This is a genomic window from Achromobacter sp. ACM01, from assembly GCF_014851745.1.
Lineage (GTDB): Bacteria > Pseudomonadota > Gammaproteobacteria > Burkholderiales > Burkholderiaceae_B > Achromobacter > Achromobacter aegrifaciens.
Window position 1 is genome coordinate 1 of record NZ_JACVAF010000010.1, and the last position, 26682, is coordinate 26682.

Annotated in this window: 26 protein-coding genes; 7 read left to right on the plus strand and 19 right to left on the minus strand. The window is 67.0% G+C overall.

Annotated elements, in window-relative coordinates; translation table 11 throughout:
* Positions 1 to 283: 283 nt before the first annotated feature.
* The 4 genes from IB268_RS29215 to IB268_RS29230 form a co-directional block, all read right to left on the minus strand.
* The gene (locus IB268_RS29215) at positions 284 to 1024 is read right to left on the minus strand and encodes an aldolase (protein WP_054451191.1); all 741 of its coding nucleotides are present in this window, start codon (positions 1022 to 1024) and stop codon (positions 284 to 286) included.
* Positions 1025 to 1082: 58 nt separating this feature from the next.
* Positions 1083 to 1487 (minus strand): YchJ family protein, encoded by a 405-nt coding sequence (locus tag IB268_RS29220; protein ID WP_054451192.1) that lies wholly within the window; start codon positions 1485 to 1487, stop codon positions 1083 to 1085.
* A gap of 21 nt (positions 1488 to 1508) precedes the next feature.
* A complete protein-coding gene (locus IB268_RS29225) occupies positions 1509 to 1781 on the minus strand; it encodes a GNAT family N-acetyltransferase (protein WP_054451193.1) in 273 nt (90 codons plus the stop codon).
* 94 nt (positions 1782 to 1875) lie between these two features.
* A complete protein-coding gene (locus tag IB268_RS29230) occupies positions 1876 to 2826 on the minus strand; it encodes a 3-hydroxyacyl-CoA dehydrogenase NAD-binding domain-containing protein (protein WP_054451194.1) in 951 nt (316 codons plus the stop codon).
* Positions 2827 to 2945: 119 nt separating this feature from the next.
* Between IB268_RS29230 and IB268_RS29235 the strand changes: the two genes are divergently transcribed.
* The gene (locus IB268_RS29235; protein ID WP_054451195.1) at positions 2946 to 3578 is read left to right on the plus strand and encodes a hypothetical protein; all 633 of its coding nucleotides are present in this window, start codon (positions 2946 to 2948) and stop codon (positions 3576 to 3578) included.
* A 46-nt stretch (positions 3579 to 3624) separates the two neighbouring features.
* Here IB268_RS29235 and IB268_RS29240 read toward each other — a convergent pair whose 3' ends face one another.
* On the minus strand, positions 3625 to 5025 hold the full coding sequence (locus IB268_RS29240; RefSeq protein WP_192355207.1) for an MFS transporter: 1401 nt from the start codon (positions 5023 to 5025) through the stop codon (positions 3625 to 3627).
* 114 nt (positions 5026 to 5139) lie between these two features.
* Between IB268_RS29240 and IB268_RS29245 the strand changes: the two genes are divergently transcribed.
* Together IB268_RS29245 and IB268_RS29250 are read left to right on the plus strand one after the other, a co-directional pair.
* Positions 5140 to 6009, plus strand: a complete 870-nt coding sequence (locus IB268_RS29245; RefSeq protein ID WP_175161783.1) for a LysR family transcriptional regulator — start codon at positions 5140 to 5142, stop codon at positions 6007 to 6009.
* Between the two features lie 89 nt (positions 6010 to 6098).
* Positions 6099 to 7514, plus strand: a complete 1416-nt coding sequence (locus tag IB268_RS29250) for an amidase family protein (RefSeq protein ID WP_175161785.1) — start codon at positions 6099 to 6101, stop codon at positions 7512 to 7514.
* A 57-nt stretch (positions 7515 to 7571) separates the two neighbouring features.
* Here the strand turns inward: IB268_RS29250 and IB268_RS29255 are convergent, their stop codons facing one another.
* From IB268_RS29255 to IB268_RS29295, 9 genes are all read right to left on the minus strand, one after another.
* Entirely contained in the window at positions 7572 to 8360 is a 789-nt protein-coding gene (locus tag IB268_RS29255; protein WP_175182086.1) for a 2-keto-4-pentenoate hydratase, read from the minus strand.
* A gap of 4 nt (positions 8361 to 8364) precedes the next feature.
* Positions 8365 to 8742: a hypothetical protein gene (locus IB268_RS29260; protein ID WP_192355208.1), complete on the minus strand. Its 378-nt coding sequence runs from the start codon at positions 8740 to 8742 to the stop codon at positions 8365 to 8367.
* A gap of 138 nt (positions 8743 to 8880) precedes the next feature.
* On the minus strand, positions 8881 to 10161 hold the full coding sequence (locus tag IB268_RS29265; protein WP_059371744.1) for a glutamate-5-semialdehyde dehydrogenase: 1281 nt from the start codon (positions 10159 to 10161) through the stop codon (positions 8881 to 8883).
* A gap of 115 nt (positions 10162 to 10276) precedes the next feature.
* A complete protein-coding gene (gene holA / locus IB268_RS29270) occupies positions 10277 to 11332 on the minus strand; it encodes a DNA polymerase III subunit delta (RefSeq protein ID WP_054451201.1) in 1056 nt (351 codons plus the stop codon).
* Positions 11333 to 11995, minus strand: coding sequence for an LPS assembly lipoprotein LptE (gene lptE, locus IB268_RS29275; RefSeq protein WP_054451202.1), 663 nt, complete (start codon positions 11993 to 11995; stop codon positions 11333 to 11335).
* Between the two features lie 11 nt (positions 11996 to 12006).
* A complete protein-coding gene (gene leuS, locus IB268_RS29280) occupies positions 12007 to 14664 on the minus strand; it encodes a leucine--tRNA ligase (RefSeq protein ID WP_054451203.1) in 2658 nt (885 codons plus the stop codon).
* An 85-nt stretch (positions 14665 to 14749) separates the two neighbouring features.
* Positions 14750 to 15970 carry an MFS transporter gene (locus IB268_RS29285; protein ID WP_054451204.1) on the minus strand — a complete coding sequence of 407 codons (1221 nt, stop codon included), beginning with the start codon at positions 15968 to 15970 and terminating at the stop codon, positions 14750 to 14752.
* Between the two features lie 41 nt (positions 15971 to 16011).
* A complete protein-coding gene (locus IB268_RS29290; protein ID WP_054451205.1) occupies positions 16012 to 16524 on the minus strand; it encodes a MarR family winged helix-turn-helix transcriptional regulator in 513 nt (170 codons plus the stop codon).
* A gap of 154 nt (positions 16525 to 16678) precedes the next feature.
* A complete protein-coding gene (locus IB268_RS29295) occupies positions 16679 to 17149 on the minus strand; it encodes an HU family DNA-binding protein (protein ID WP_054451206.1) in 471 nt (156 codons plus the stop codon).
* Between the two features lie 304 nt (positions 17150 to 17453).
* Between IB268_RS29295 and IB268_RS29300 the strand changes: the two genes are divergently transcribed.
* From IB268_RS29300 to IB268_RS29315, 4 genes are all read left to right on the plus strand, one after another.
* Positions 17454 to 18614, plus strand: coding sequence for a D-alanyl-D-alanine carboxypeptidase family protein (locus IB268_RS29300; protein WP_082400716.1), 1161 nt, complete (start codon positions 17454 to 17456; stop codon positions 18612 to 18614).
* A 12-nt stretch (positions 18615 to 18626) separates the two neighbouring features.
* Entirely contained in the window at positions 18627 to 19175 is a 549-nt protein-coding gene (locus IB268_RS29305) for a hemerythrin domain-containing protein (RefSeq protein ID WP_054451207.1), read from the plus strand.
* An 81-nt stretch (positions 19176 to 19256) separates the two neighbouring features.
* Positions 19257 to 20129, plus strand: a complete 873-nt coding sequence (locus tag IB268_RS29310; RefSeq protein WP_192355209.1) for a phosphonopyruvate hydrolase — start codon at positions 19257 to 19259, stop codon at positions 20127 to 20129.
* A gap of 128 nt (positions 20130 to 20257) precedes the next feature.
* On the plus strand, positions 20258 to 22015 hold the full coding sequence (locus tag IB268_RS29315) for a SulP family inorganic anion transporter (RefSeq protein WP_054451209.1): 1758 nt from the start codon (positions 20258 to 20260) through the stop codon (positions 22013 to 22015).
* Between the two features lie 19 nt (positions 22016 to 22034).
* On the opposite strand, the gene IB268_RS29320 is transcribed toward IB268_RS29315, so the two are convergent.
* The 5 genes from IB268_RS29320 to rpmB form a co-directional block, all read right to left on the minus strand.
* Complete coding sequence (locus IB268_RS29320) at positions 22035 to 22799, minus strand: ABC transporter ATP-binding protein (RefSeq protein ID WP_054451210.1); 765 nt, start codon at positions 22797 to 22799, stop codon at positions 22035 to 22037.
* On the minus strand, positions 22796 to 24685 hold the full coding sequence (locus IB268_RS29325; protein WP_192355210.1) for an ABC transporter permease: 1890 nt from the start codon (positions 24683 to 24685) through the stop codon (positions 22796 to 22798). The genes IB268_RS29320 and IB268_RS29325 overlap by 4 nt, the downstream gene beginning before the upstream one ends.
* Positions 24685 to 25908 (minus strand): ABC transporter substrate-binding protein, encoded by a 1224-nt coding sequence (locus IB268_RS29330; protein ID WP_054451212.1) that lies wholly within the window; start codon positions 25906 to 25908, stop codon positions 24685 to 24687. The genes IB268_RS29325 and IB268_RS29330 overlap by 1 nt, the downstream gene beginning before the upstream one ends.
* Before the next feature lie 180 nt (positions 25909 to 26088).
* Positions 26089 to 26256 carry a 50S ribosomal protein L33 gene (gene rpmG, locus IB268_RS29335; RefSeq protein ID WP_003810296.1) on the minus strand — a complete coding sequence of 56 codons (168 nt, stop codon included), beginning with the start codon at positions 26254 to 26256 and terminating at the stop codon, positions 26089 to 26091.
* Positions 26257 to 26293: 37 nt separating this feature from the next.
* Positions 26294 to 26530: a 50S ribosomal protein L28 gene (gene rpmB / locus IB268_RS29340; protein ID WP_006385639.1), complete on the minus strand. Its 237-nt coding sequence runs from the start codon at positions 26528 to 26530 to the stop codon at positions 26294 to 26296.
* Positions 26531 to 26682 lie beyond the last annotated feature (152 nt).

Sequence of the window (26682 nt, forward strand, 5' to 3'; positions counted from 1 at the left end):
TCCCGAACAGGACAGTGAAACGACTTTGCGCCGATGATAGTGGACGGACGTCTGTGAAAGTAGGTCATCGTCAAGCTTTTATTCCGCAGAACCCCACAGGTAACCCCTGTGGGGTTTTGTCTTTGTGGCGACCGAATGTATTGCGCTCGGGATCTTTCGTGCGATACCACCAGCCGCAATTCCAATGAAAAACCCCTCGCAGGAATATCCTGCGAGGGGTTTTGTTTTTGCGGCGCTCAGGTAAAAGCTTTTGAGCCAAAGCGGTAAAGCCGCTCAAGAGCGGCTAAGGCAGTTGGCGTCGCAAAGCGGCGAAGAACAGTTCGGATTGCAGGCGTTCGCCTTGGACCTGTGCGGCCACCTTGGCCGCCAGGTCAGGGTTGACCGGCAGCAGCGGGCGTCCCGTCGATTGCGCAAGCACCTGGGCGGTACAGGCGCGCTCCAGGAAGAACAGGTCGTCATAGGCATAGTCCAGTCTTTCCCCGCAGACTACGACGCCATGGTTGCCGAGGAAGACCACGTCTGCGCCCTGCATCGCATGGGCGATGCGTTCGCCTTCGCTGACGTCCAGCGCCAGGCCGTTGTAGTGTTGGTCGATTGCCAGGCGGCCGTGAAAGCGCATGGCGTTTTGCGACAGCGTGGTGTCGAGCGCGCGATCCGAGGTAAGGGTCAAGGCCGTGGCGTAGGGCATGTGCGTGTGCAGCACACAGGCCTTGCCGGCGATGCGGTGGATGGCGGCATGGATGAACATGGCCGTGGGCTCGACTGCATGCCGGCCGGCGAGCTTGTTGCCTTGGGCATCGATCAGCACGATGTCGTCCGCTTGCACCTCATGCCACATCAATCCGCGGGGATTGAGGAGGAAATGCTCCGAGTCGCCGGGCAGGGCCACGCTGAAGTGATTGCAGACGCCTTCGCCCAGACCATGCGCGGCCGCGGCCCGTAATGCGAGCGCAAGGTCGGCGCGCAGTGCCGCGACAGGTTCTGCGTGAAATAGCGCTTCGGCGTGGCGAGGATCCTGGTTCATGTCTGCCTTTTCTGATGTCTGGGTTTGTTAGGCCTGGTGCGGAACTGCCGGACCAGGATCAGTACAGGTCGCCATCCACATAGAACCACTGGCCGTCTTCGCGCACGAAGCGGCTGAGTTCGTGCAGGCGGTGGGCGCGGCCGGCCTGGCGGCTGCGGGCGACGAATTCCACCGTGGCGTGCTCGGGGTCTTGGCTGCGTGTCTGCTTGATCGCCAGACCCAGCCATTTCAGGTCGGGCGGATTGGGCTCGAGCGCGCTGGGACGGGTGCTGGGGTGCCAGGTCGCCAACAGATAGGGCAGCTTGTCCAGCACGAAGGCGCTGTAGCGCGAGCGCATCAGCGCCTCGGCGGTGGGCGCTTGCATGGCTTGCGGGCCTTCGTGCCAGCGCCCGCAGCATTCGGAATAGGGCTTGGGACCGCCGCAGGGACAGGCTGTGGAAGGGAGCTTGGATTGCTTGGTCACGGTGCGAAATGCCGACAGGGTTCAGGCCAGCAGATCGCTGTACTCAGGGTGGCGGCGAATGTAGGCGTCGGCGTAGGAGCACAAGGGCCGCACTTTCCAACCCCGGGCGCGGGCGTCGTCCAGCGCATATTTGGTCAGCGCAGCGGCGATGCCGCGTCCGCCCACCTGGCTGGGCACGCCGGTGTGCGTGATTGCCATGGTGCTGCCTTGCAACTGGTAATCGAGCACGCACAGGACGCCATCGACGGTGGCGGTGTAGCGGGAAAGGGCGCTGTCATGTGTTACGGAAATCATATGGAGCAATCCTGCTATGGCAGAGGGCAGGCGCAGTGGCCTGCCGGTATTGAGGGATATGGCGCATTCCGGCCCGCTGCGGGCCGCCGCCGTTTCAGCGCTGCAGTGCTTTCAGCAGTGCGGTGAGTTGCGCATCGCGCTCCTGGACCAGGTCGGCGATGCTGCGCTCGCCTGCTTCGGCGTTGACGCCCGCGATCAGGCGCTGTTGCAGTTCGGGGGTGACTTCCGGCGCGCCGAGATCGTCCCACCAGGTCTGGACTGGGCCCAGCAAGTGGTCCATGAAATTGGCCAGCCCGCCCGCGCCGCCGCCCAGGTTGAAGGTCATGTGCGGGCCGAACAGCGCCCAGCGCAGGCCCGGGCCTTGCGACACGGCGGCGTCGATATCGGCCACGCTGGCGACGTTTTCGGCCGCCAGGTGTATGGCTTCGCGCCATAGCGCAGCCTGCAGCCGGTTGGCGATGTGGCCGGGGACTTCCTTGTTCAAGCGGATGGGGTACTTGCCCAGGCTGCGGTAGAAGGCGATGCAACGATCGATGGTGTCGGCCGAGGTTTGTTCGCCGCCGACCACTTCGACCAGCGGAATCAGGTGCGGCGGATTGAACGGATGCCCGATGACAAAGCGCGAGGCATGGCGGCACTGCGATTGCAGGCGGCTCATGATGAGGCCGGAGGAGCTGGACGCGACGATGACCTGCGGCGGCAGCACGGCGTCCATGCGCGCAAAGAGGGCAGTCTTGAAGTCTTCGCGCTCGGGCGCGTTTTCCTGCACGAAGTCCGCGCCGGCCAGCGCGGCCTCCAGGTCAGGCTCGAAGCGCAGCGCATCAGCGGAGGCGCCGGGCAGCACGTGTCCAAGTTCCGCCAGCACGGGCCATGCTGCCTGTACGCGGGCGCGCGTCAGCGTTTCGGCGTCGGCGGCGGGATCGCTGACGACGACCTCAAGGCCGCGGGCGAGGAACAACGCAGCCCAACTGGCGCCTATGGTGCCGGCGCCGACGATGGCGACGCGGCGGATGGCGGGCGGGTTGGACGTGGCAGGGCTGGACATGCGGGTCTCCTGTGAGCACGGATAGGAGCATTGTGAAGCAAACGCCGGCCCGTTGCCACGCGCATGCCGCGCGGGCAAGATAGCGGCTCCCTTTGACCTCCAGAATCCAGGAGTCCTGCATGAACGCGACGCCAGCCTCCCGATCCGCCGTGCCGTATTTTTGCCAGTGGGAGTCGGCGCATCGGGCCAGCGAAATCATCCAGGGCACGCTGGCCCTGGCCGATGACCCGGCCTGGCGCGGCTCGGGCGCGCGCGACGTGGATGAGTACGCGCGCTGGGCCAGCCACGTCTGCGGCATGGCCTGCCTGAAGATGGTGCTGGCGGCCCGCGACGGGCGGCAGTATCCGACGTTGGAGCTGGCGCGGGGCAGCTTGGCTTACGGCGCCTATACGGTGGAAGGCGAACAGATCAAGGGCATGATCTACGCGCCGTTCGTGCGCTACGTGGACGAGGCATTCGGCCTGGCGGCGCGCGTGCATGTCGATCTGCGCGCGGACGAACTGCCTGGATTGATGTCCCAAGCCGCCTATTTCATGGCGTCGGTGCATCCCTGGATACGCTGGCCCGAGCGGCAACCGCCCAGGAAGGGCGGGCACCTGGTGCTGGTGACTCGCGCAACGCCGGACTCGGTGACCTTCCACAATCCTTCGGGAGAGCCCGGCACGCAGGCCGATGTCGAATTGCCGCTGGCTGTCTTCGACGAATTTTTCGCGGGGCGCGGCGTGGCGATACTCCCCGCCGCGAACGTTTGAGCGCTGCGGCCTTCATGGCCTGTGAAGACTGCAGCCTTGCCCGCGTTCAGGCATTGCGCGCGCGTTGCAGATAGCGCCACGCAAGCACGGCAGCGAGCAGATAGCCTGAGGTGATGACGATATAGGCCGCGGGCAGGCTGGCGCTCCATTGCGGCAGCAAATGCAGGATGGTGCCCATCAGCGCGACGCCTACCAGCGCGCCGGATTGGCGGTTGGCATTCAGGGCGGCGGCGGCGCTGTTGGCGTGGCTCTTGCCCGAGACCTGCATGACCACGCTGGTCATGGCGGGAACGGCGACGCCCACGCCCAGATTGGCCACTGCGACGATGACGGCGAACGGCCAGTAGGCCATGTCCTGCGAGAACATGACGATTCCCGCGGCGCTCATGGCAGCGGCCAACGATACCCCGCCCAGCAGCGCCGCTGGCACGTTCCAGCGCGCCGATACCCGGCTGGACAACAGATTGCCCAAGGAGAACACGGCCAGCATGGGCACCAGCTGCAGGCCGGTCTCCAATGCGTCCGCGCCGCGTGCATGCTGCAGGAACAGGCTGAGCAGGAAGAGCTGGCCGTAGGCTGCCAGATTGATCAGAAAGCCGACGCCGTTGGCTGCCGCGAAGTGCGCGGTGGCGAACAGGGCGCGCGGGATGATGGGGTCGGCATGGCGGCGCTCGCGCCGCACCAGCAGCAGGGCGGCGGCCGCGCAGAGGACCACCGTGCCCAGTATGAGGTTGGAGGACCAGCCGTAGGCGTTGCCCTGGATCAGCACGAAGCACAGCGAGGACAAGGCGATCACGCCCAGCAGGTGGCTCAGCGGATTGAGGGCGCGCGGGCGGCGCGCAACCGCCTGGATGCGGCGTCGCGCCAGCCACAATCCGGCCAATCCCAGCGGGATATTGATGAGGAAGATCCCGCGCCAGCCAAATTGGTGGATCAGCACGCCGCCCAGGAGCGGGCCGGCAGCGCCTGCCACCGCCACGATCGCGGACCAGGCGGCCAGCATGCGGTTGCGCACCTGATCGTCGTCGTAGGCATGGGTCAGCAGGCTGAGGGAACTCGGCATGAACAGGGCCGCGCCCAGCCCCTGCAGCATGCGGGCCAGGATCAGCATGTCCGCGTTGGGCGCCAGGCCGCAGAGCAGGGACGCCAGGGTAAAGACGCCCAAACCGGCCAGGTAGATCGTCTTGGCGCCATACCGGTCGGCCAGCGCTCCTGCCACCAACAGCAGCGCCGCGAAAGTGAGGGTGTAGCCGTCCACGATCCAGACCAGATCCGTCAGGGGAACGGTGAACTGCACTGCGATGCTGGGCAGGGCGACGTTGACGACGGTGACGTCCAGCATCGCCATGACGAAGCCGATGGCCAGCGTGACTAGCGGCAGCAGGCCGGCCGCGGCGGGTTTGGCGGCCAGCGAGGGCGCGGTGAGGTTGGGGCAGGCGGAACTCATGGCTGATGGTGTGGCGAGGCTGTCGAGGACTGAAGCTTAGACCTCTGCTTTGATGCAAAAAAGCCGAATAATTGCTTTATAGTGATGCAAAAATGCATCCTTAGGGCGAACGCGATGGACTGGGACAACGCCAGGATCTTCCTGGCCATCTACCGGGTGGGAACCCTGCGGGGCGCCGCCGCGCTGCTGCAGATCGACCAGGCAACCGCCGGGCGCAGGCTGGCGGCGCTGGAGTCCTCGCTGGACGCGCGGCTGTTCCTGCGCACGCCGGGTGGATACGTGCCCACGGCGGCCGGCGAACTGGCGTTCGCGGCCGCGGAGCGCATGGAGCAGGCGGCGGACCAATTGCAGCGCCAGATGCAGGGGCTGGATCATCGCCTGTCCGGCGTGGTGCGCGTGGCGACCTCGGAAACCGTGGCCAGCTACTACATCATGGAAGCGGTGCGGCGCGTGCATGCCCAGCACCCCGACATCCGCGTGGTGCTGTCCACGGCCATCCAGATCAGCAACCTGACGCGCCGCGAGGCGGACCTGGCGATACGGAACATCAAGCCGGACAACCCCGATTTGATACACCGGCACCTGACGCGCAAGGAGGTCGGGCTGTACGCTTCGCGCGCCTACCTGGCTGCGCATGGCGAGCCGCGGCCGGGCACTGCGTTCGCGGGGCACACGCTGGTGACGTACCAGCAAGCGGTGCTGCCGGGCTGGTCCGACACGTTTTGCGGCGAGCCCACGGGCAACGGCCGCATCGGCGTGGAGCTGAACTCCGGCCTGATGATCCTCGAGGCGGTCGCGGCCGGGCTGGGCATCGGCGAGGTGCCCACGCACATGGCGCCGGGGTATCCCGAGCTGGTACGTATCTGGCCGACGCGCAGCGAACCCTACGATTTGTGGTTGGTGATGCACGGCGACCTGAACCGCACGGCGCGCGTGCGCGCCGTTGCCGACGCGATAGTCGAGGTCTTCGAGGAGGACGAGTAGCGTTCCGGGCCGGCGGCGGCTTGTGGGCAGGCGCGGCAGGCGCTAAGGTTTGCCTGATCTTCCATGCAACCATGATTCAGGAGTCGCGCGTGTCCGATCTTTGGCGTTTGTCCGCAGTTGAGCTTGCCGCCCGCATCCGCAAGCGCGAGGTGTCCGCCCGCGAGGCCGCGCAAAGCGCGCTGGACCGGCTGGATGCCGTCAATCCCGCGATCAATGCCGTGGTGGACCACCGCCCGGACGATGTGCTGGCACAAGCGGCGCAAGTGGATGCGATGCTTGCGCGCGGCGAAGACCCGGGGCCGTTGGCCGGCGTGCCCGTTACCGTGAAAATCAACGTGGACCAGGCGGGTTACGCCACGACCAATGGCGTGAACCTGCAGAAGGATGTGATCGCGGCGGAGAACAGCCCGGTCGTGGACAATCTGTTGCGCGCGGGCGCCGTGATCCTGGGCCGCACCAACACGCCCGCGTTTTCCTTGCGCTGGTTCACCGGCAATGCGCTGCATGGCGATACCTTGAACCCGCGCAATCCGGCGCTGACGCCCGGCGGCTCGTCGGGCGGCGCGGCTGCCGCGGTGGCGGCTGGCATCGGCCATCTGGCGCATGGCACGGATATCGCCGGCTCCATCCGCTATCCGGCCTATGCCTGCGGCGTGCATGGCCTGCGGCCGTCGCTGGGGCGCGTGGCGGCGTACAACGCGGCGCTGCCGGAACGCTCGATCGGGGGACAGTTGACCGCGGTGTCCGGCCCGCTGGGGCGCAGCATCGCAGATCTAAGACTGGGCCTGGCCGCGCTGGCGGCGCGGGATGTGCGCGATCCTTGGTGGGTGCCCGCTCCCCTGGTCGGGGCCGAGACGCCGCGCCGGGCCGCGCTGTGCCTGAATCCGGACGGCATGGACACCCAGCCCGCCGTGGTCAAGGCCTTGCAGGAAGCCGCCCGCCGGCTCAGCGAGGCAGGCTGGACGGTGGATACGCTGGATGCCGTGCCGCCGATGCAGGAGGCGGCGGACCTGCAGATCCGCATGTGGCTGGCCGATGGCTACGACGCCATGGTGGCAGCCGCGGAAAAAGAAGGCGATCGCGGAGCTCTGGTAGCGCTGGCTGGCCAGCGCGACAAGGCGGCGGGGGCCGACCTTGCGAGTTTTTCCGCCACGCTGACGCGGCGCGCTACGCTGACGCGCCTGTGGGAGTTGTTCTTCGCCGAGTATCCCGTGCTGTTGCTGCCCGTGTCGGCCGAGCTGCCGTTCCCTGACAAGCTCGATCTGCAAGGCGATGCCGCCTACGCGCGCGTCTGGCGCGCGCAGATGACGCAGATCGGCGTGCCGTTCATGGGTTTGCCAGGCCTGTCGGTGGCGATGGGCAGCGCGATGAGCGAGGCAGGCGCGAGCCCGGTGGGCGTGCAGGTGCTGGCGGGACGCTACCGCGAGGACCTGTGTCTGGATGTGGGAGAAATCATCGAGGCGGGCGCAGCGCCCATCGAGATCGCGCAGCCCGCGGCCCGCTAGTCCGCAAGAGCGGACCAGGCGGGCAGGGGACGGAAGTTCGGTGTGCGGCCGGGCGGGCTAGGGCTTGCTGAAGTGCAGGCGCAGGACGCCGAGGTCGCCGTAGGCGAGTTCGAGATCGCGGTTGGCGGGCACGTCCAGGAAGCCGGCATAGGAGCCGGTGATGACGTGCTGGCCGGCGCGTAGTCCCAGACCTTGTTCGCGCAGGAAATTGGCCAGCCAGTAGAGCCCGGCCTTGGGACGATCGTTCGGGTGGATGCCCGCGTGCTGCTCGGTTTCAACCCCGTCCACGGACAGCGTGATGCTCAAGGCGCCGGGGGCATCGTGCGGGGATGCGATGCGCGGACCCAGTACCAGCCCCTGGTTGAACATATGGTCGGCCAGGAGTTCCGGCAGGCTGGCATGTTCCGGAGCCGCATAACGGCAGCCCAGTACTTCCAAGGCCAGGCGCGCGCCGCCGATGGCCGCGTCCACTTCGGACTCGGTGTAGGGCTCGGGGCGTGCGGGCAGATCCCGGGCAATTTCGAACGCGATCTCGGGTTCGATGCGCACGGTCTGGGTCCGGGCCGCAACAGGGCCGGCTTCGGCGTACGCGATGGTCGAGGCGTAGATCGGCGCGACCACGCTTTTCTCGGGCGTGGGCAAGGCGCTCTTCCAGGCGCCGATGTCGTCCTGATGCTTCTCGAGCAGCAGCTGCGCGGTGCGTTGCTGCACGGCGAAGGCCTGGTTCAGCGATTGGGGACGGCAGTCGGCGGGCAGGCGCGGGCCGGCGATGCCGGACTCGCGCGCGGCGACCAGATAGCGGGCCGCCTCGAGGCTGCCGGGATAGTCTTCGATTCTGATCTGCATGGGTTCAAGCTCCCAGGAACAGCATGATCCAGAGCACGATCATGGCGATCAGGCCGAGCCAGCACGAGCCCCAGAAGCCGACGATCGGCCATTTCAGCGATAGCGGCGTCTTCTTCGGATCGACGTGGGAGAGCAGGTCGTTGGCGTTGCCGATCAGCCAGAAGCGCGTGCCGGGAAACATCAGGCGGAAAAAGTAATCCAGCGTGATGGATGCCTGGATCGCAAGCGGATACTGATTGAATTGACGGTGCTGCAGGTACGGGTGCTTCAATTTGGCGTTGATCTGCTTGCTCTTGAAGAACAGCACGACGCCGCTGAGCGTGCATGTGATGAAGCACAGCAGGAAGAGGCTGAAGGCCATGGCCATCGCGGGTGAGTACATGGGGATCTCAGGAAGACGCGGCGCGCCGCGTTCGGATGAAAAGAATGCCTGCGGAAAACTGCTGGCCGTATTGTAGAAGGCTTGCCGCGGCCCCGTGTTCAGGGCCGCGTCAGTCTGCGTGCAGTCGGAGGCTCGGGATCAGCCGCGCACCTGGCCTTCGCCGCTGAGCACCCACTTCAGCGTGGTCAGTCCTTCCAGGCCGACCGGGCCGCGCGCGTGCAGGCGGTTCGTCGAGATGCCGATCTCGGCGCCCAGGCCGTATTCGAAACCGTCCGCAAAGCAGGTCGGCAGGTTGACGTACACGGAGCTGGAGTCGACCTCGCGCTGGAAGCGCTGTGCGGCGGACAGGTCCTCTGTGACGATGGCGTCGGTATGGCCCGAGCCCCAGCGCGCGATGTGCTCGATGGCGTCGTCCAGCGTGTCGACGATGCGCACCGCCAGGATGGGACCCAGGTACTCCGTGGCCCAGTCTTCTTCCGTGGCCGGTTTGGCGTGGGGCAGCAAGGCCAGCGTGCGGGGGCAGCCGCGCAATTCGACGCCGTGCTCGGTGAGGGCCGCGGCCAGGCTGGGCAGGATGGAAACGGCGGCGACCGCGTCGACCAGCAGCGTTTCCATGGCGCCGCAGATGCCGTAGCGGTAGGTCTTGGCATTGAAGGCGATGGCGTGCGCCTTGTCCGGATCGGCCGCCGCGTCGATATAGACGTGGCAGTTGCCGTCCAGGTGCTTGATGAGCGGCACGCGCGCCTCTTGCGACAGGCGGGCGATCAGCCCCTTGCCGCCGCGCGGCACGATGACGTCGATGTGCTCGGTCATGGTGATGAGCTTGCCGACGGCGGCGCGGTCGGCCGTGGCGACGACCTGCACCGCGTCCTGCGGCAGCCCCGCGGCGGCCAGGCCGGTCTGCACGATGCGGCCCAGCGCGATGTTGGAATGCAGGGCTTCGCTACCGCCGCGCAGGATGGCGGCGTTGCCGGACTTCAGGCACAGCGCGGCCGCGTCGATGGTCACGTTGGGGCGGGATTCGTAGATGATGCCGATCACGCCCAGCGGCACGCGCATCTGCGCCACGCGCATGCCGTTGGGGCGTACGCTGGTGGCGGTGATGCTGCCGATGGGATCAGGCAGGGCGGCGATCTGGCGCAGGCCCTCGGCCATGTGCGCCAGTGTCTTGTCCGACAGGGTCAGGCGGTCCAGCAGCGCCGGCTCCAGGCCGTTGCTGCGCGCCGCGGCCAGGTCTTTTTCGTTGGCGGCCTTGAGTTCGTCGTGGCTGGCGGCCAGGGCGTCGGCCATGGCGAGCAGCGCCTGGTTCTTGGCGGCGCCGGTGGCGCGCATCATGGCGCGCGAGGCGCGGCGGGCGTTTTCGCCCAGGGTGAGCATGGCTTGTTCGATGGAGGACGTGGACATGGCAGCGTCGATCATGAGGATGGGGCGGCGCGGACGCCACCTGGAGATTCAGTGTATATCCGGCCGCGAGGCCGGGCGAATGCCAGCGCATGGGCTGGCGCGGGAGGCGAAGGCGGCGGCTATGCCGCCTTCACGGTCGTCCGCCAGCGGCGGCGACACGCAGCGCGAGCCGCGTCATTTCTTCCCAGGGATCGGACAGGCGTCCTGGCACCGACAGGCCCTTGATCAGGCGATCGACCTCATGTGCATGCTGCACGGCGGCCGGCCACACGTTCGGCTGCACCCGGTTCAGCGCCTGCAACGCCAGCCGCTCGTGCGCGCCGAAAATGCGCAGGCGGCGCATCAGGCCGTTGACGTCCTGGCCCAGGGCGCGCGCTTCGGCGATGCGGGCCAGCAGGCGGATTTCCTCGCCGACCGCCCATAGCACCAGCGGCAGCGCTTCGCCTTCGGCGCGCAGGCCGTCGATCATGCGGATGGTGCGGCCGGTGTCGCCGGCGAGCATGGCGTCGCGCAGGCCGAAGACGTCATAGCGCGCAACGTTCAGCACCGCTCGCTCCACGTCCTCCGCGGCCAGCTGGCCTTCGGGGTAGAGCAGGCCCAGCTTCTGGATTTCCTGGTGGGCGGCCAGCAGATTGCCTTCCACCTTGTCGGCCATCCATTGCAGGGTGGCGCCGTCGGCGCGCTGGTTCTGGCGCGCCAGCCGCATGCCGACCCAGGCGGGCAGGCGGCCCCGTTCGATGTTGGCGATGTCGACCATCATGCCGCCGCGGCTCAAGGCCTGCACCCAGCGGCTTTCGCGGGTGGCCTTGTCCAGGCGCGGCAGGGCGATCAGCACGAGCGTGTCCGGATCCGCCTGCTTCTCGGCCTGTTCGGCCAGCTTGGCCAGGGTGTCGGCGCCGGACTTGCCAGGCTTGCCCGTCGGGATCTTGATTTCAAGGATGCGGCGGTCGCCGAACAGCGACACGCTTTGCGTGGCGGCGGTGACCGAGCTCCAGTCGCTGCGCGCGTCCATGACCATGGACAGGCGGTCGGTGTAGCCCGCGTTACGGGCCGCGGCGCGCAGCGCGTCCACGGCCTCGGTCACGAGCAGGGGTTCGTCGCCGGACACCGTGTAGAGCGGGGCCAGGCGGTTGCCTGGCCGCTGCAGGTGCTCGGCCAGGCGATCCGCGTCCAGGGGCTGTGCCATTTAACGCAGGATGGCCGGATCGGTGGTGGACGGCGTCTGCCACGGCGCGGGCGTGCGCTTTTGTTCCGGCGTGGTCGGGTCGTACAGCGGGGTCTCGCCGTCTTCCGCGCGCTCTTCGGCATTCTCGAATGCATGGCGCACTTCCGGCGCGGTCATGCGGCGCAGCAGGCGGGACACCAGGTCGCGCTGCATGGCCCGGTACAACGTTTCGATCTGGCCTTGCTTGGCTTGCACCACCTGGTCGTCATAGGGCATTTCGCGGTAGATCGACAGCGTGGTGTCCGGGATCAGGGCGCGGCCCTTGGCATCGATGAGGCGGAACGTGTAGTTGATGCCGAGTTCGTATTCCTCGACACGGCCCTGGGCGTTCAGCGACACCTCTCGCAGGGTGCGAGTGTCGGCGACCTGCTGCAGGATGGCTTGCGCCTCCTTGGGGGTCGACACGAGCTTGGTGTTCGGCGAGGCCGCGCGCAGCGCGCGGCGCACGTCGGCGCCGAACTGCGTGGTGTCGGAAATGCCGACATACAGCGTATCGAACGGCATCGGCGTGACGCCACGCAAGGCGAAGCCGCAAGCGGAGAGCAGCATGAACAGCGCCAGGCAGGCGCCGCGCAGCAGCCAGGACTGGCGGGGGGAGTGCGTTTGTTGCCCGGCGAAGTGCATGCTTGACCTCATCAGCCTACGACGTTGACCAGTTTGCCCGGAACCACGATGACGCGCTTGGGCGGACGGCCTTCCAGGAAGCGGGCGACCTCTTCCTGGGATGCCGCGAGCTTTTCGATGTCTTCCTTGGCGGCCTTGGCGGCCACGCGGATGGAGCCGCGCAGCTTGCCGTTGACCTGGAGCATCAGCTCGATCTCGTCGGCGACCAGCGCCGCCTCGTCCACGTGCGGCCAAGGCGCGTCGAGCAGGTCGCCCAGCTCGTGGGCGTAGCCCAGGTCGCGCCACAGGTGCCAGGTGATGTGCGGCACCACGGGATACAGCACGCGCAGCAGCACGCCCAGCGTTTCGGCGTAGGCGGCGTCCGCGGCTGCGCCTTCGGGCAGCTTGGCGTCGTCGATGGCGTTGAGCATCTTCATGCACGCCGACACGACGGTGTTGTACTGGATGCGCTGGTAGTCGTAGTCGGCTTGCTTGAGCAGGCCGTAGACCTCGCGGCGCAGATCCTTGACCGGGGCCGGCGCCTGCGCCCAGTCAGCGCCATGGGCCAGGCCGCGCGCGATGGCCTCGCGCTGGCCGTAGCTGATGGACCAGAGGCGGCGCAGGAAGCGGTTGGAGCCTTCGACCCCAGAGTCCGACCATTCGAGGGTCTGTTCCGGCGGGCTGGCGAACATGACGAACAGGCGGGCCGTGTCCGCGCCCAGCGTGTCGATCAGCGATTGCGGGTCGACGCCGTTGTTCTTCGACTTGGACATCGTGCCTACGCCGCCGTAGGTGATGGCGGAGCCGTCCGACTTCAGCTTGGCGCCGACGATGGCGCCGCGGTCGTCGTAGACGTTTTCGACGTCTTCCGGCCAGAAGTACTCGATGCCGCCCTGCGGCGTCTTGCGCGAGTAGATATGGTTCAGCACCATGCCCTGGCACAGCAGCTTGGTGAAGGGCTCGTCGAAGTTGAGCAAGCCCATGTCGCGCATGACCTTGGTCCAGAAGCGGGCGTACAGCAGGTGGAGCACCGCGTGTTCGATGCCGCCGATGTACTGGTCCATCGGCATCCAGTAGTCGTTGCGCGCGTCGACCATGGCGTTATCGTTGCCCGGCGAGGTGTAGCGCATGAAGTACCAGGACGAGTCCACGAAGGTGTCCATCGTGTCCGTTTCACGGCGCGCCGGCTTGCCGCACTTGGGGCAGGAGCAGGACAGGAACGCCTCGTTCTTGGCCAGCGGATTGCCGCTGCCGTCCGGGATGAGGTCGTCGGGCAGGACCACCGGCAGGTCTTTTTCCGGAACCGGGACCGGGCCGCAATCCGCGCAGTGGATGATGGGGATGGGGGTGCCCCAATAGCGCTGGCGCGAGATGCCCCAGTCGCGCAGGCGCCAGGTGGTCTGCTTTTCGCCCAGGCCTTGCGCGCCCAGGTCGACGGCGATGGCGTCGACCGCTTCCTTGTGGGAGAGGCCGTCGTACTTGCCCGAATTGATGGTGCGTCCGGCTTGCTTGTCGCCGTACCACTCCTGCCAGGCATTGGTGGAGTATTCCTTGCCGGCCACGTCCACGACCTGCACGATGGGCAGGTCATATTTCTTGGCGAAGGCGAAATCACGCTCGTCATGCGCCGGCACGCCCATCACGGCGCCGTCGCCGTAGGTCATGAGCACGTAGTTGCCCACCCAGACCTGAACTTCGGCGCCCGTGACCGGGTGCGTGACGTACAGGCCCGTGGGCATGCCTTCCTTTTCGCGCGTGGCCATTTCGGCCTCGGTCGTGCCGCCCAGCTTGCATTGTTCGATGAACGCGGCCAGTTGCGGATTGGAGAGCGCGGCCTGCGTGGCCAGGGGGTGTTCCGGCGCCACGGCGCAGAAGGTCACGCCCATGATGGTGTCGGCGCGGGTGGTGAAGACGTACAGCTTGCCGTCCTGGATCAGCTGGCCGTCCTGGCCGGCGATCTTGTGCGGGAAAGCGAAGCGCAGGCCCTCGGACTTGCCGATCCAGTTTTCCTGCATCAGGCGCACGCGCTCGGGCCAGCCGGGCAGGTCGTTCTGGACGGCGCCCAGCAGTTCGTCGGCGTAATCGGTGATGCGCAGGTAGTAGCCGGGGATCTCGCGCTTTTCGACCAGCGCGCCCGAGCGCCAGCCGCGGCCGTCGATGACCTGTTCATTGGCCAGCACGGTCTGGTCCACGGGGTCCCAGTTGACGACCTGGGTCTTGCGGTAGGCGACGCCCTTTTCCAGCATCTTGAGGAACAGCCACTGGTTCCACTTGTAGTACTGGGGATCGCAGGCGCACATTTCGCGCGACCAGTCGATCGCCAGGCCCATCGCCTTCATCTGCTTCTTCATGTAGGCGATGTTGTCGTACGTCCACTTCGCCGGCGGCACCTTGGACTTGATGGCGGCGTTTTCCGCCGGCATGCCGAAGGCGTCCCAGCCCATGGGCATCAGAACGTTGTAGCCGCGCATGCGCAGCTGACGGGCCATCATGTCGTTGATGGTGTAGTTGCGCACGTGGCCCATGTGCAGCTTGCCGCTGGGGTAGGGCAGCATGGAGCAGGCGTAGAACTTCGGCTTTTCGGAGCCGTCGGCGTTCTTGGCGTGTTCGTGGACCAGGTAGACGTCGCGCGCCTGCCAGTCTTGGTGGGCGGCTGCTTCGACGGTATTGGGGAGGTAACGTTCCTGCATGGGCTCGTGCACGATGGCAAAAAAAGGGTGAGCCGCCTCGCCGCGCGGGCGCGGAGGCGGCCAAAACCCCTGATTATAGGAGGTGCTAGGCGCGGGCAGGGGACGGAGCCGTTTCGGGGATGCGCGCGCTGGGCGCCAGGGCGCCATAAGCCAGCGTAATCACCCCGAGGACGGCGCCCGCCGTGACCACGCCGGGCCAGCCAAAATGGGCGTACAGCCAGGACGATACCAGCGAACCGGATGCGCCGCCGATGAAGTAGCTGGTCATGTAGCCGGCCGTCAGCCGGCTGCGCGCTTCGGGGCGCAGGCGGTAGAGGGCGCTGCTGTTGGTGACGTGCACGCCCTGGATCGCGAGATCCTGCACCAGGATGCCCACCAGCAGGGCCAGCACCGACACCTGGCCGAAGGCGATCAGTCCCCAGGAGCCCAGCAGCAACAGCAGTCCGACGCGGGTGGCGAGGTTGCCCAGGCCGCGGTCGGCCAGGCGGCCGAAGCGGTTGGCGGCGTAGGCGCCGGCGGCGCCCGCCAGGCCGAACAGGCCGATGGTGGTGTTGCTGTATTGATAGGGAGGGCTGGCCAGCAGGAAGGTCAGCGGCGTCCACAGCATGCTGAAGGCGGCGAACAGCAGGCCGCCCAGCAGCGAGCGGGCGCGGAACAGCGGTTCCTCGACGAACATGCGCAGGATGGAGCCTAGCAGGCGCGGGTAGCTCAGCCCGGCCGGACTCTGGTGGCGCGGCAGCAGGCGCCACAGGGCCGCTGACATGATCAGCATCAGGATGGCCGCCACCCAGTACACGGTGCGCCAGCTGCCTACGTCGGCGAGCGCGCCGGCGACGGTGCGGGCCAGCAGGATGCCCAGCAGCAGTCCGCTCATGACGGTGCCCACGGCCTTGCCCCGCTCATGCGGGGCGGCCAGCGTCGCGGCGAAAGGCACCAGGATCTGGGCCACCACGGACAGCATGCCCGTCAGCGCCGTGCCCAGGATCAGCACGCCGATATTGGGGGCGAAGGCGGAAATCAGCAGACCGCCCGAGGACAGCAGGTTCATCAGCACGATCAGGCTGCGGCGCTCGAACATGTCGCCCAGGGGCACGAGCAGCATCAGGCCCACCGCATAGCTCAGCTGCGCGGTGGTGACGATGCTGCCCGCCGTGGCGCTGGACAGCGAGAATTGCTCGCTGATCGTATGCAGCAGCGGCTGCGCGTAATAGTTGCTGGCGACGGCGAGGCCGGTCGCGACCGACATCAACAGGAGGATGGGCGCGGTCAGGACCGGCGTCTGGGAGGACTGGGTAGCGGAAGTCATGGATCGGGATCGGGGATGATGGCTGCGGAAGAGGGCTCGGCTCAGGCGCCGATGCCGCCAGGCGTTTCCTGGTCCTGCTTGATCAGCAGCTTCCTGAGGAGGCCGGCCAGTTGCTTGCGCTCGGCTGCGGACAGCGGTTCAAGCAGTTCATTGAGGTCCTTCAGGTAGTCCTTCAGCACCAGCTTGATGGTGCGCAAGCCTTCGGCCGTGAGCGACACGATGACGCCGCGCCGGTCTTCCGGATTGGGGCTGCGCGTGAGCAGGCCGGCCTGCTCCAGGCGGTCGAGCCGGTTGGTCATGGCGCCGGAGGTCAACAGCAGGGCCTCCACCAGCTTCTGCGGATTCAGCGCGTAGGGCGAGCCGCTGCGGTACAGCGTGGCCAGCACGTCGAATTCGCCCTGGTGCAGGTCGTAGTTGCGGAAGCTGCGGTTCACGTTGCGCGCGGCCAGCGCGTTCAGACGGAACACACGGGTGACGACGGACATGGCGGCGAAGTCCTGGGCGGGACATTCGGCGGTCCATTGGGAGATCACCAGATCGACGAGGTCATTCATGGGTGCATGGGATTTGTTTTTACGTGAAGTATCTTAACATGAAGATAAATTGGAAAAAGCCGACCTATGCGTCGTGCAGGCCGGCCGCGGCAAAAAAGAAGGGCCCGCCTCTTGCGAGGCGGGCCCTTCCGGCTTGACCGGAACTACGCGCGAATTACTGCGCGGCGTCCTTCAGCTTCTTGAGCGGGCGAACCTTCACCTTGACCGAAGCCGGCTTGGCGGGGAACCAGCGCTCTTCACCGGTGAACGGATCCTTGCCGAAGCGCTTGGCCTTGGCCGGAACCTTCTGCACGGCAACCTTGAACAGGCCGGGCAGCGTGAATTCGCCAGCGCCCTTCTTGTCCACGGAGCCCAGCACCGAGGTTTCCAGGCTGGCCAGGACGGCCTTGACCGACTTGGCTTCAACGCCCGATTGCTCAACGATGTAGGCGATCAGCTGGGTCTTGTTCAGGGCGGCCTTGATGGCCTTGGGGGCAGCAGCGACCTTCTTGGCGGCGACGACCTTCTTGACGGCCGGCTTTGCAGCGGGCTTCACAGCGGGTTTGGCAGCAGTTGCCTTCTTTGCGGGCGCCTTGGCGGCGGGCTTGGTGACTTTCTTGGCAGGAGCTTTTGCTTTCGTGGCCATGGTCAAAATCCGTATGTTGAGGTCATGGAGCAGCGCGCGCCGGGTATCGGCGTTTGACGCTACGCGGCCGATGATAGCGGAAGAGTGGCGATTAATGCGGTTTTCTAGCGGGTTTTTGGCCCTTGTTTGTTGTTTTCGACACAGAAAGTGCTTTGTAGAAGGGCTCCAGCAAGATGTCGTGACATTCATCGCGCATCTTTTCAGATGCCTGCGGCACTGAACCAACTGCGCCGGGCGTGTTCCAATTGCGTGCCCTGCGCGAGACCCGCGCGGGAAAAACCAAGCATGGAAGCGAAGCAGTCATATGTTGATGAAGAAGTTGGCGGCGAGCCTGATCGTCGCGGCCGCGTGCATGTCGGGCGCCGTGGCGCAGACGGTGCCCGCGCCGGCCCTGTCGGCCAAGGCCTGGCTCTTGCTGGACGAGACCAGCGGACAGGTGATCGCGTCGCATGCGGCGACGACCCGGATCGAGCCCGCATCCCTGACCAAGATCATGACGGCCTACGTCGTGTTCGAGGCGCTCAGCAAGAAAGAGCTGTCCGCGGCGCAAATGGTCACGGTGTCGACCCGCGCCTGGAAGGTGCCGGCGGGCAGCTCGAAGATGTTCCTGGAGCCGGGCTCGAAGGTGTCGGTGGACGATCTGCTGCGCGGCCTGATGATCCAGTCGGGCAACGACGCGGCCATCGCGCTGGCCGAAGCCGTGTCGGGCAGCGTCGAGGCCTTCGTGGCGCGGATGAACGACACCGCCGCCAGGCTCGGCCTGCACGCCACGCATTTCGCCAGCCCGCACGGCTTGCCCGATCCGGGGACCTACTCCACCGCCAGCGACCTGTCCATGCTGGCCACGCGTTTCATTCGCGATTATCCCCAGCTCTACAGGACCTACGATTCGGCCAAGCAGTTCACCTACAACAAGATCACGCAGCCGAACCGCAACCGCCTGCTGTGGCTGGATCCCAGCGTGGACGGGCTGAAGACCGGGCATACCGAATCGGCCGGCTATTGCATCGTCGCCACCGCGCAGCGTCCTAATGGCGCTGACCAGCGCCGCCTGATCACGGTGGTGGTGGGCACGGCGTCGGACAAGCTGCGCACGCAGGAAAGCCGCGAGTTGCTGGAGTGGGGCTTTCAGGGGTTCAATACCATCAAGCTGTACGCGCGCGGCCAGGCGGTCGCCACGCCCGAGGTATGGAAGGGCGAGCAGGACAGCCTGAAGGCCGGATTCGCGCGCGATGCCTACGTGACGGTGCCTGCGGGCGCCAAGGTCGAACCGGTCTGGACACCGCAGGATCCGCTGATTGCGCCGATCGCGGCCCAGTCCGCAGTGGGCGAGGTGCGTGTGCTGGTGGACGGCAAGCCCGCCATGCAGTTTCCGGTGGTGGCACTGGAACCGGTGGCCGAGGCCGGATTCGCGGGACGCGCGTGGGATTCCATCCGCTTGTGGTGGCGTGGCCACGCCGGATAACGGAGGTGTGCGATGGCGGTGAGCTTTCCTGGAGGCCCGGCCCCGGCGCCGGGCGCGGATGATCCCTTGGCTTTGCTGTCGGCCTGCCATGGCCGCATTTCCCGCCAGTGCGCGACCTTGGGGCGTCTTGCCGCGCACCTGCCGGTGCATGGCAGCGACGCCGCGGCTCAAACCGCGGCGGCCAGCGTCATGCGCTACTTCGATACCGCGGCCGCACACCATCACGAGGACGAGGAAGAGGACCTGTTTCCGGCCTTGATCGAATCCATGGCCGGCTCTGACGCCGTCTGTCTGCATGCGCTGGTGGACGGCCTGATGGCCGAGCACCGGCAGTTGGCGCGGCGCTGGGAGCCCTTGCGCCAGGCGCTCGCCGAGATCGCGGCGGGCCGCCAGGCCGAGCTGCCCGCCAGCCAGGTGCAGGATTTCACCGATGCCTACGCCGCGCATATCCAGCGTGAGGAAAGCGAGCTGCTGCCGATGGCGGCGCGGCTGATCCCGGACGATACGCTGGCCGGGATCGGGCAGGCCATGAAGGCGCGACGCGGCGGCGAGGCCGGCTGACGTTTCGGGCAAGGCGGGGATTGGCGCTACGATGGCCGCAGCCGGCGCGCGGCGCGCCGGGTTTTTGCCTACGTGTCCGCCATGACCAGAAACGCCCGTTTCCGCCAGAAATTGCAGGATCCCGTCTTGATGCACGCCATGTCGGCGCACAACCCGCTGTCCGCCAGGCTGGCGGCCGATGCCGGGTTCGACGCCATCTGGGGCAGCGGCTTCGAGCTGTCGGCCAGCTACGCCGTGCCCGATGCCAGCATACTCTCGCCCTCGCAGCACCTGGACATGATGCGGGCGATCGCCGCCGCGGTGGACGTGCCCGTGATTGCCGACATCGACACCGGATTCGGCAATGCCATCAATGTCTCCTACATGGTGCCGCAGTATGAAGCCGCAGGCGTGTCGGCGGTGGTGATGGAAGACAAGACCTTTCCCAAGGACACGAGTCTGCGCGCGTCCGGCAGGCAGGAGCTGGTGCGGATCGAGGAGTTCCAGGGCAAGATCGAAGCCGCCTGCAGCGCCCGCCGCGATGCGGATTTCTGCGTGATCGCCCGGACCGAGGCGCTGATCGCGGGCGCCGGCGAGCAGGAGGCCTTGGTCCGGGCGCGCGCGTATGAAGCTGCGGGCGCGGACGCCATCCTGATCCATTCCAAGCAGAACACGCCCGACGAGATCCTGTCGTTCGTCGCGGCATGGCAAGGCCGCGCGCCGCTGGTGCTGGTGCCCACCGCCTATCCGCAACTGCGCGAAGCCGATATCCAGGCGCTGGGCAAGGTCGGCCTGGTCATCTATGGCAATCACGCCATCCGCGCCGCGGTGGGGGCGATGCGGGACGTGTTCGCCCGCATCCGCAGCGATGGCGGCATCCATCAGGTGGATGCGGCGCTGCCGGCGGTCAAGGAAATCATCGCGCTGCAGGGCGATGCCCATATGCGGGAGCTGGAGCGCCGTTACCTCAAGTAAGCGGGACGCGTTGCGCGCGAGGGGCGCTAGCGATTACGCTAGACGACCCGCCGCCCGCCCTGTGCGCCGCAGGCGGAACCAATCAGAAAGCAGATGCCGAGGGACAAGAAAGAATGATGCAGGGGGGGATGAGCGTCGCGCGCCGGTTGTTCGGCTCGTGGGTGGACGAGGTCAATGCGCGGACCTTGCGCGCGGATGCGACGGCGGGCTTGCTGGGCGCCTTGCTGGTGTTGCCGCAGGGCGTGGCGTTCGCCATGCTGGCGGGCCTGCCGCCCGAGTACGGCCTGTATTCCGCCATCGTTCCCTGTATCGTCGCGGCGCTCTTCGGGTCCAGCCGCCATGTCATGTCGGGCCCGACCAATGCCAACTCGTTGGCGCTCTATGCGGTGTTGACGCCGCTGGCGGTGGCCGGCAGCCAGGGCTACATCCAGCTGGCGCTGGCCGTGACCGTGCTGGTCGGGCTGATGCAATGGCTGGTGGGCACGCTCAGGCTGGGCTCGCTGGCGCACTTCATCTCGCCGTCGGCACTGTTCGGTTTCACCAGCGGCGCGGCGCTGCTGATCGCCGTGCATGCGCTGAAGGACGCGCTGGGCATGCCGTCGCCGGACGCGCACGGCGCGGGCGCCTTGCTGGCCAGCCTGGCCGCGAATCTGGCGCAGGTGCACTGGGGCGCCTTGCTGGTGACCCTGACCACCCTGGCCGTGGCGCTGCTGGTGCGGCGTCTGGACAAGCGCAAGCCCTACATGTTGGCGGGCCTGGCGGCGGGCGCGCTGGCGGCCGCGGGCTTCAACGCGCTGACCGAAGGCGCGCCGGTGTCAGTGCTGGGTGCGCTGGCCCAACCTTGGCCGCCTTTCCATATTCCCAGCGTCGATTGGCGCGCCTTGCCCGAACTGCTGAGCGTGGCCTTCGCGCTGACCATCGTGGCGCTGGCGCAATCCATCTCCATCGCCAAGGCCGTGGCCACGCGTTCGGGCCAGCGCATCGACGCCAACCGCGAATTCGTGGGGCAGGGGCTGTCCAATATCGTGGGCGGCTTTTTCTCCTGCTACCTGTCTTGCGGGTCGCTCAACAGGTCCATTCCCAACTACGAGGCTGGCGCCAAGACGCCGCTGGCGTCCGTGTTCTCGGCCTTGCTGCTGGTGGCGCTGGTGGCCCTGTCCGCGCCGCTTTTGGCCATGATTCCGCACGCGGCGATTTCCGGGCTGCTGCTGCTGGTGGCCTGGACCCTGTTCGACATTCCGCGCTGGCGGCAACTGATCCGCACCCAGCGCGGCGAAGCGATCATCGCCGCCGCCACGCTGGCTGCCACCATCACCATACGCATGGAAGTGGCGATCCTGCTGGGCACGGTGTTGTCGCTGATGGTCTACCTGCACCGCACCTCGCGGCCGGCGATGCGCACCATGGGCTTCGACTCGCGCGGCTTGGAGCGGCGCTTCGTGGTGTTGGAGCACGCGCCGGATGCCTTGCCGGAGTGCCCGCAACTGAAGCTGCTGCGCATGGAAGGGTCGGTCTATTTCGGCGCTGCCACGCACGTGGCGCAGCGCCTGCATGAGCTGCGCGCGGCGCCCGGCGCGCCGCGCCATCTGCTGGTGATGGCCAAGAGCATGAATTTCATCGACATGGCGGGCGCGCAGGTCTGGGAAGACGAACTGGCCGCCAGGCGGGCCATGGGCGGCGATCTGTACTTTCACCGCCCGCGGCCGGAAGTGCTGGACATGTGGCGTCGCACGGGTTTCCTGCAGCGGCTGGGCGAGGACCATATCTTTCCCGACAAGGCGACCGCGCTGCATACGATCTACGCCAAGCTGGACCGCGGCATTTGCGAGGGATGCCAGGCCAAGATCTTCTGGGAATGCCAGCCCAACGGGCTGAGGAACGACTGAGGCCGCGTGCGCGGCCGGCTCAGGCCGGCTGCGGCGCTTCCGTGCCCAGATAGGCTGCGCGGACCCGCTCGTCGGCCGCGATCGTTGCGGGTTCGCCCTCGGCCAGCAGGCTGCCGCGCACCAGCACCGCGATGCGATCGGCGTGCTTGAACACAACATCCAGGCTGTGCTCGGTGAACAGGACCGCAATGCGCTGGGTGTCCGCCAGCGTGCGCGTCAGCCGCATCAGCGCATGGCGTTCATTGGTGGCCATGCCCGCCGTGGGTTCGTCCATCAGCAAGAGGCGCGGCTGGTGCGCCAGCGCCATCGCCAGCTCCACCCGCTTGACGTCGCCGTAGGCCAGCGTGCCGCAATGCTCCTGCGCCTTGTCCGCCATCTGCACCTGGGACAGCAGCGACATGGCCTCCTCGGCCGCGTGCCGGGTGGCCCGGCGCCACGGATTCAGCAGCAGCCGGTCGCGCGACAGCAGCGCAGTCTGCACGTTCTCGCGCACCGTCATGGAGCGGAAGGTGGCCGCGGTCTGGAAGGTGCGTCCCACGCCCAACCGGCAGATCTTGCCTGCCGACAGGCCTACCAGTTCGCGGCCGTCCAGCAGGACGGAGCCCGAGTCGGGCCGCAGCTGGCCACCCAGCGCGTTGAAACAGGTGGACTTGCCGGCGCCGTTGGGGCCGATCAGCGCCAGCATCCGGCCCGCTTCCAGCGTGAAGGACACGCCGGCCAGCGCGTCGATGCCGCCGAATGATTTGCGCAGGTCCCGGACTCGCAGCAGGGGGGCGGTGTTCATGCGCGCCTCCTGTTCCAGCTTGCGGCCAGGCGCGAGGCAGCGCCGGCCAGCCCCTCGGGAAACGCCATGACCAGGGCCAGGATGGCCAGCCCCAGCACCGCGTGCCAGTACTCGGTGCTGCGCGCGGCGGCATCCTGCAGCCAGGTGTAGGACGCAGCGCCAACGAGCGGGCCGGCCAGCGTCTGCAACCCGCCCAGCAGCACCATGACCAGTCCGTCCACGGAGCGGCTCACGGCCAGCGTGTCGGGCGCGATGCTGCCCTTGGAAAATGCGTAGAGCGAGCCCGCCAGGCCGGCGGCGAAAGACGCGGCCACGAAGCCCGCCCATTGCACGCGCCGCGTGTCCATGCCCAGCGCCTCGGCGCGCAGGGCCGAATCGCGCACGCCGCGCAGCGCATAGCCCAGCGGCGAGAACGCCAGGCGGCGCAGCCAGGCGATGCCGGCGACGCACAGCGCCAGCGTCAGGTAATAGAACCAGGGGCCCTGGGCGAGCCAGGCCGATGGCCACAACCCGATCAGGCCGTTGCTGCCGCCCGTCACGTCATCCCATTGATAGGCCAGCGCCCAGAGGATCTGCGCCACCGCCAGGGTCAGCATCGCCAGGTACACGCCCGACAGGCGCACGCAGAACCAGCCGAACAGCAGGGCGCCGAGCGCCGCGGCGAAGGGGCCGAGCAGCAGCGCCGCTTCCATCGGCACGGCCGCCAGCTTCAGGAGCAGCGCGGCGCCGTAGGCGCCCAGGCCGAACCAGGCGGCATGGCCAAACGAGGTCATGCCGGCCAGCCCGGTGAGGAAATGCAGGCTGGCGGCAAACAGCGCGGCGATCAGGATTTCGGTCAGCAGGATGCCCAGATAGGGGCTGTGAGCGGCCGCCACCGGCGCCAGTACCAGGAGCGCCAACAGCGCGCCATAGGCCAGCCGCAGGCCGCGGCCGGCCGGCGCGATGGGGCGCTCCGGGGCGGCGGTGTGGGATGCCGGCTCGGGCGGTTTGCCCAGCAGACCCCAGGGCCGCACGACCAGCACCACGGCCATCACGGCGAATTCCGCCAGCAGCGTGAGCTTGGACAGATTGAAGAGCCAGGGGCCGATCTGCACCTGTCCCAGGAACACGAACAATGCCTTGACCGAGCAGATCAACAAGGCGGCGAGGAAGGCGCCGGGAATCGAACCCAGGCCGCCCACCACCACCACCACGAACGCGCTGGCGATGATCTCCAGGTCCAGGCCCAGGGTGGCGGGTACCCGCGGCGCGGCCAGCGCGCCGCCCAGGCCGGCCAGGAACGCGCCCAGCGTGAATGCCGAGGTGAACAGCCAGGCTTGATTCACGCCCAGCGCGGCCAGCATCTTGCGATTTTCCGCCGCGGCCCGCAGCAGCCGGCCCCAGCGCGTACGTATCAGCAGCAGCCAAAGCAGGCCCAGTACCACGGGGCCGGCGGCGATCAGCAGCAGGTCGTATTCGGGATAGCGCCGGCCCAGGATCTGCACGGCGCCAGACAGGCCGGGCGCGCGCGCTGCAAACAGGTCTTCCGGCCCCCAGATGGCCAGCGCGGCATCGCCGATGATGAGCACCAGTGCAAAGGTCGCCAGCAGCTGGAACAGTTCAGGCGCCTGGTACAGGCGCCGCAGCACCAGCCATTCGGCGGCCGCGCCGATAAGGCCCGTGGCCAGCGCCGCCAGAAGCAGCCCGGCCCAATAGCCGGCGCCGTCGCCGAAGTAGTTGGTGAAGGTCCAGGCCAGGTAGACGCCCAGCATGTAGAACGAGCCGTGGGCGAAGTTCACCACGCGCGTGACGCCGAAGATCAGCGACAGGCCGGCGGCGACCAGGAACAGCGCGCTGGCGTCCGCCAGCCCATTGAGCAGCTGCAGCAGCAGCCCTGACAGGCTCATCAGTGCGCCGGACGCATCTTGCGCACTTGCTCGTCAGGCGGCTGCAGGCGTGCGCCGTCGATATAGGCGAAGTCCTTCATGATGCCCTTGCCGTCTTCCACCGCGGTCACGCCCACGTACACGCCCATGGTCGACTGGTGGTCGATCTTGCGGTATTGGATGGGGCCATAGGGCGTGTCCACCTTCAGGCCGGCAAACGCGTCGACCAGTTTTTCGGTGTCCACTTCGCCCGCAGCCTTCAGGCCCTGGGCGATGGACATGAGGGACGCGTAGCCCACGACCGAGCCGACCTTGGGCGTTTCGTTGTAGCGCTTCTTGTAGGCTTCGACGAACGTGGTGTTGGCCGGGGTGTCGATGGCGTACCAGGGGTAGCCCGTGACGATCCAGCCGGTGGGCGTGTCGGCGCCCAGCGGTTCCAGGTATTCGGGTTCGCCAGACAGCACCGACACCACGGCGCGGTTCTCGAACAGGCCGCGGGTATTGCCCTCGCGCACGAAGCGCGTCAGGTCGGCGGCGAACAGCACGTTGAAGATCGCGTCGGGCTTGGCGTCGGCCAGGGCCTGCACCACGGCGCCGGCATCGACCTTGCCCAGCGGCACGGCCTGCTCCGCGACGAACTCCACGTCGGACTGGAACGAGGTCATCATGGCCTTGAAGGTGGCCACCGCGGACTGCCCATACTCGTAGTTGGGGTAGACGATGGCCCAGCGCTTCTTGCGCAAGGCCAGCGCCTTGGGGGCCAGCGCCGCCACGTGCATCCAGGTTGAGGGGCGCAGACGGTAGGTGTAGCGGTTGCCGTCCTGCCAGGTGATCTTGTCGGTGAGAGGCTCGGCCGCCAGGAAGAACACCTGCTGCTGTTTGGCGAAATCCGTCAGCGCCAGGCCGGTATTGGAAAGGAATCCGCCGAACAGCAGCTCGACCTTTTCGCGGGCCAGCAATTCCTGGGCCGCGCGCACCGAATCGCCGGGGTTGCCGTTGTCGTCGCGCGAGATCACTTCCAGCTTCCTGCCCAGCACGCCTCCGCCGGCGTTGACCTCTTCCAGCGCCAGCTGCCAGCCCTTTTTATAGGGGCCAAGAAAGGCGGGTATCGCCTTGTAGCTGTTGATCTCGCCGATGCGGATGGGTGGCTCCTTGTCCTTGGCCGAGGCGGCGGGAGCCAGCGCCAGGGCCAGGAGTGCCGGCGCCACGGCGCGGCGCAGCAGGGTAAGGCAGGGACGGAACATGTCAGGTATCGCGTGGAGAGGGAATCTGGCGCCAGCAGGCGCGGCGGATGACAGCGGCCCAATTGGAACATGGGCCTTCGCCCCGGGGCAATAGACAAGGCGCCCCATGCGGCGCTCGCCAGAAATGAAAAAAGGCCCTGCGGTGCAGGGCCTTTTCGACTTGCGGGAAAACCGGCTGAATTACTTCAGCTTGGTTTCCTTGTAGTCAACGTGCTTGCGAGCGACCGGATCAAATTTCTTGATCAGCATCTTCTCGGGCATGTTGCGCTTGTTCTTGGTGGTCGTGTAGAAATGACCCGTGCCGGCAGTCGACTCGAGCTTGATCTTTTCGCGGATACCTTTGGCCATGTCGTGCTCCTAGTATGTAGATTGGCGGGGAGGCTGATTAAGCCAGTTCGCCGCGGGCACGCATTTCGGCCAGCACGGCGTCGATGCCGTTCTTGTCGATCGTGCGGATGGCCTTGGCCGAAACACGCAGGCGGACCCAGCGGTTTTCGCTTTCAACCCAGAACCGGCGCGATTGCAGGTTGGGCAGGAAGCGACGCTTGGTCTTGTTGTTCGCGTGCGAAACATTGTTGCCCACCATCGGGCCTTTGCCGGTCACTTGGCATACGCGTGCCATGGATGCACCTCTTTAGGTCGTTCTTTTGTCGCGCATCGCTTGGGGGGTAGACAGGGTTTCAGCCGCCGGGCTGTAGAGGCGCTTGCGCTGCCTTTGCCGGCCACCCAGTCTTAGTGGATGAGGGGGGATCGGAGTGGCTGTTAAAGCCCGTC

What these genes read in the sequence shown, in the direction of transcription:
- IB268_RS29215 (WP_054451191.1), bottom strand. Translation starts at nt 1,024, where the DNA reads ATGAACCAGGATCCTCGCCACGCCGAAGCGCTATTTCACGCAGAACCT.
- IB268_RS29225 (WP_054451193.1), bottom strand. Translation starts at nt 1,781, where the DNA reads ATGATTTCCGTAACACATGACAGCGCCCTTTCCCGCTACACCGCCACC.
- IB268_RS29230 (WP_054451194.1), bottom strand. Translation starts at nt 2,826, where the DNA reads ATGTCCAGCCCTGCCACGTCCAACCCGCCCGCCATCCGCCGCGTCGCC.
- IB268_RS29235 (WP_054451195.1), top strand. Translation starts at nt 2,946, where the DNA reads ATGAACGCGACGCCAGCCTCCCGATCCGCCGTGCCGTATTTTTGCCAG.
- IB268_RS29240 (WP_192355207.1), bottom strand. Translation starts at nt 5,025, where the DNA reads ATGAGTTCCGCCTGCCCCAACCTCACCGCGCCCTCGCTGGCCGCCAAA.
- IB268_RS29245 (WP_175161783.1), top strand. Translation starts at nt 5,140, where the DNA reads ATGGACTGGGACAACGCCAGGATCTTCCTGGCCATCTACCGGGTGGGA.
- IB268_RS29255 (WP_175182086.1), bottom strand. Translation starts at nt 8,360, where the DNA reads ATGCAGATCAGAATCGAAGACTATCCCGGCAGCCTCGAGGCGGCCCGC.
- IB268_RS29260 (WP_192355208.1), bottom strand. Translation starts at nt 8,742, where the DNA reads ATGTACTCACCCGCGATGGCCATGGCCTTCAGCCTCTTCCTGCTGTGC.
- IB268_RS29265 (WP_059371744.1), bottom strand. Translation starts at nt 10,161, where the DNA reads ATGATCGACGCTGCCATGTCCACGTCCTCCATCGAACAAGCCATGCTC.
- holA (WP_054451201.1), bottom strand. Translation starts at nt 11,332, where the DNA reads ATGGCACAGCCCCTGGACGCGGATCGCCTGGCCGAGCACCTGCAGCGG.
- lptE (WP_054451202.1), bottom strand. Translation starts at nt 11,995, where the DNA reads ATGCACTTCGCCGGGCAACAAACGCACTCCCCCCGCCAGTCCTGGCTG.
- leuS (WP_054451203.1), bottom strand. Translation starts at nt 14,664, where the DNA reads ATGCAGGAACGTTACCTCCCCAATACCGTCGAAGCAGCCGCCCACCAA.
- IB268_RS29285 (WP_054451204.1), bottom strand. Translation starts at nt 15,970, where the DNA reads ATGACTTCCGCTACCCAGTCCTCCCAGACGCCGGTCCTGACCGCGCCC.
- IB268_RS29290 (WP_054451205.1), bottom strand. Translation starts at nt 16,524, where the DNA reads ATGAATGACCTCGTCGATCTGGTGATCTCCCAATGGACCGCCGAATGT.
- IB268_RS29295 (WP_054451206.1), bottom strand. Translation starts at nt 17,149, where the DNA reads ATGGCCACGAAAGCAAAAGCTCCTGCCAAGAAAGTCACCAAGCCCGCC.
- IB268_RS29300 (WP_082400716.1), top strand. Translation starts at nt 17,454, where the DNA reads ATGTTGATGAAGAAGTTGGCGGCGAGCCTGATCGTCGCGGCCGCGTGC.
- IB268_RS29305 (WP_054451207.1), top strand. Translation starts at nt 18,627, where the DNA reads ATGGCGGTGAGCTTTCCTGGAGGCCCGGCCCCGGCGCCGGGCGCGGAT.
- IB268_RS29310 (WP_192355209.1), top strand. Translation starts at nt 19,257, where the DNA reads ATGACCAGAAACGCCCGTTTCCGCCAGAAATTGCAGGATCCCGTCTTG.
- IB268_RS29315 (WP_054451209.1), top strand. Translation starts at nt 20,258, where the DNA reads ATGAGCGTCGCGCGCCGGTTGTTCGGCTCGTGGGTGGACGAGGTCAAT.
- IB268_RS29320 (WP_054451210.1), bottom strand. Translation starts at nt 22,799, where the DNA reads ATGAACACCGCCCCCCTGCTGCGAGTCCGGGACCTGCGCAAATCATTC.
- IB268_RS29325 (WP_192355210.1), bottom strand. Translation starts at nt 24,685, where the DNA reads ATGAGCCTGTCAGGGCTGCTGCTGCAGCTGCTCAATGGGCTGGCGGAC.
- IB268_RS29330 (WP_054451212.1), bottom strand. Translation starts at nt 25,908, where the DNA reads ATGTTCCGTCCCTGCCTTACCCTGCTGCGCCGCGCCGTGGCGCCGGCA.
- rpmG (WP_003810296.1), bottom strand. Translation starts at nt 26,256, where the DNA reads ATGGCCAAAGGTATCCGCGAAAAGATCAAGCTCGAGTCGACTGCCGGC.
- rpmB (WP_006385639.1), bottom strand. Translation starts at nt 26,530, where the DNA reads ATGGCACGCGTATGCCAAGTGACCGGCAAAGGCCCGATGGTGGGCAAC.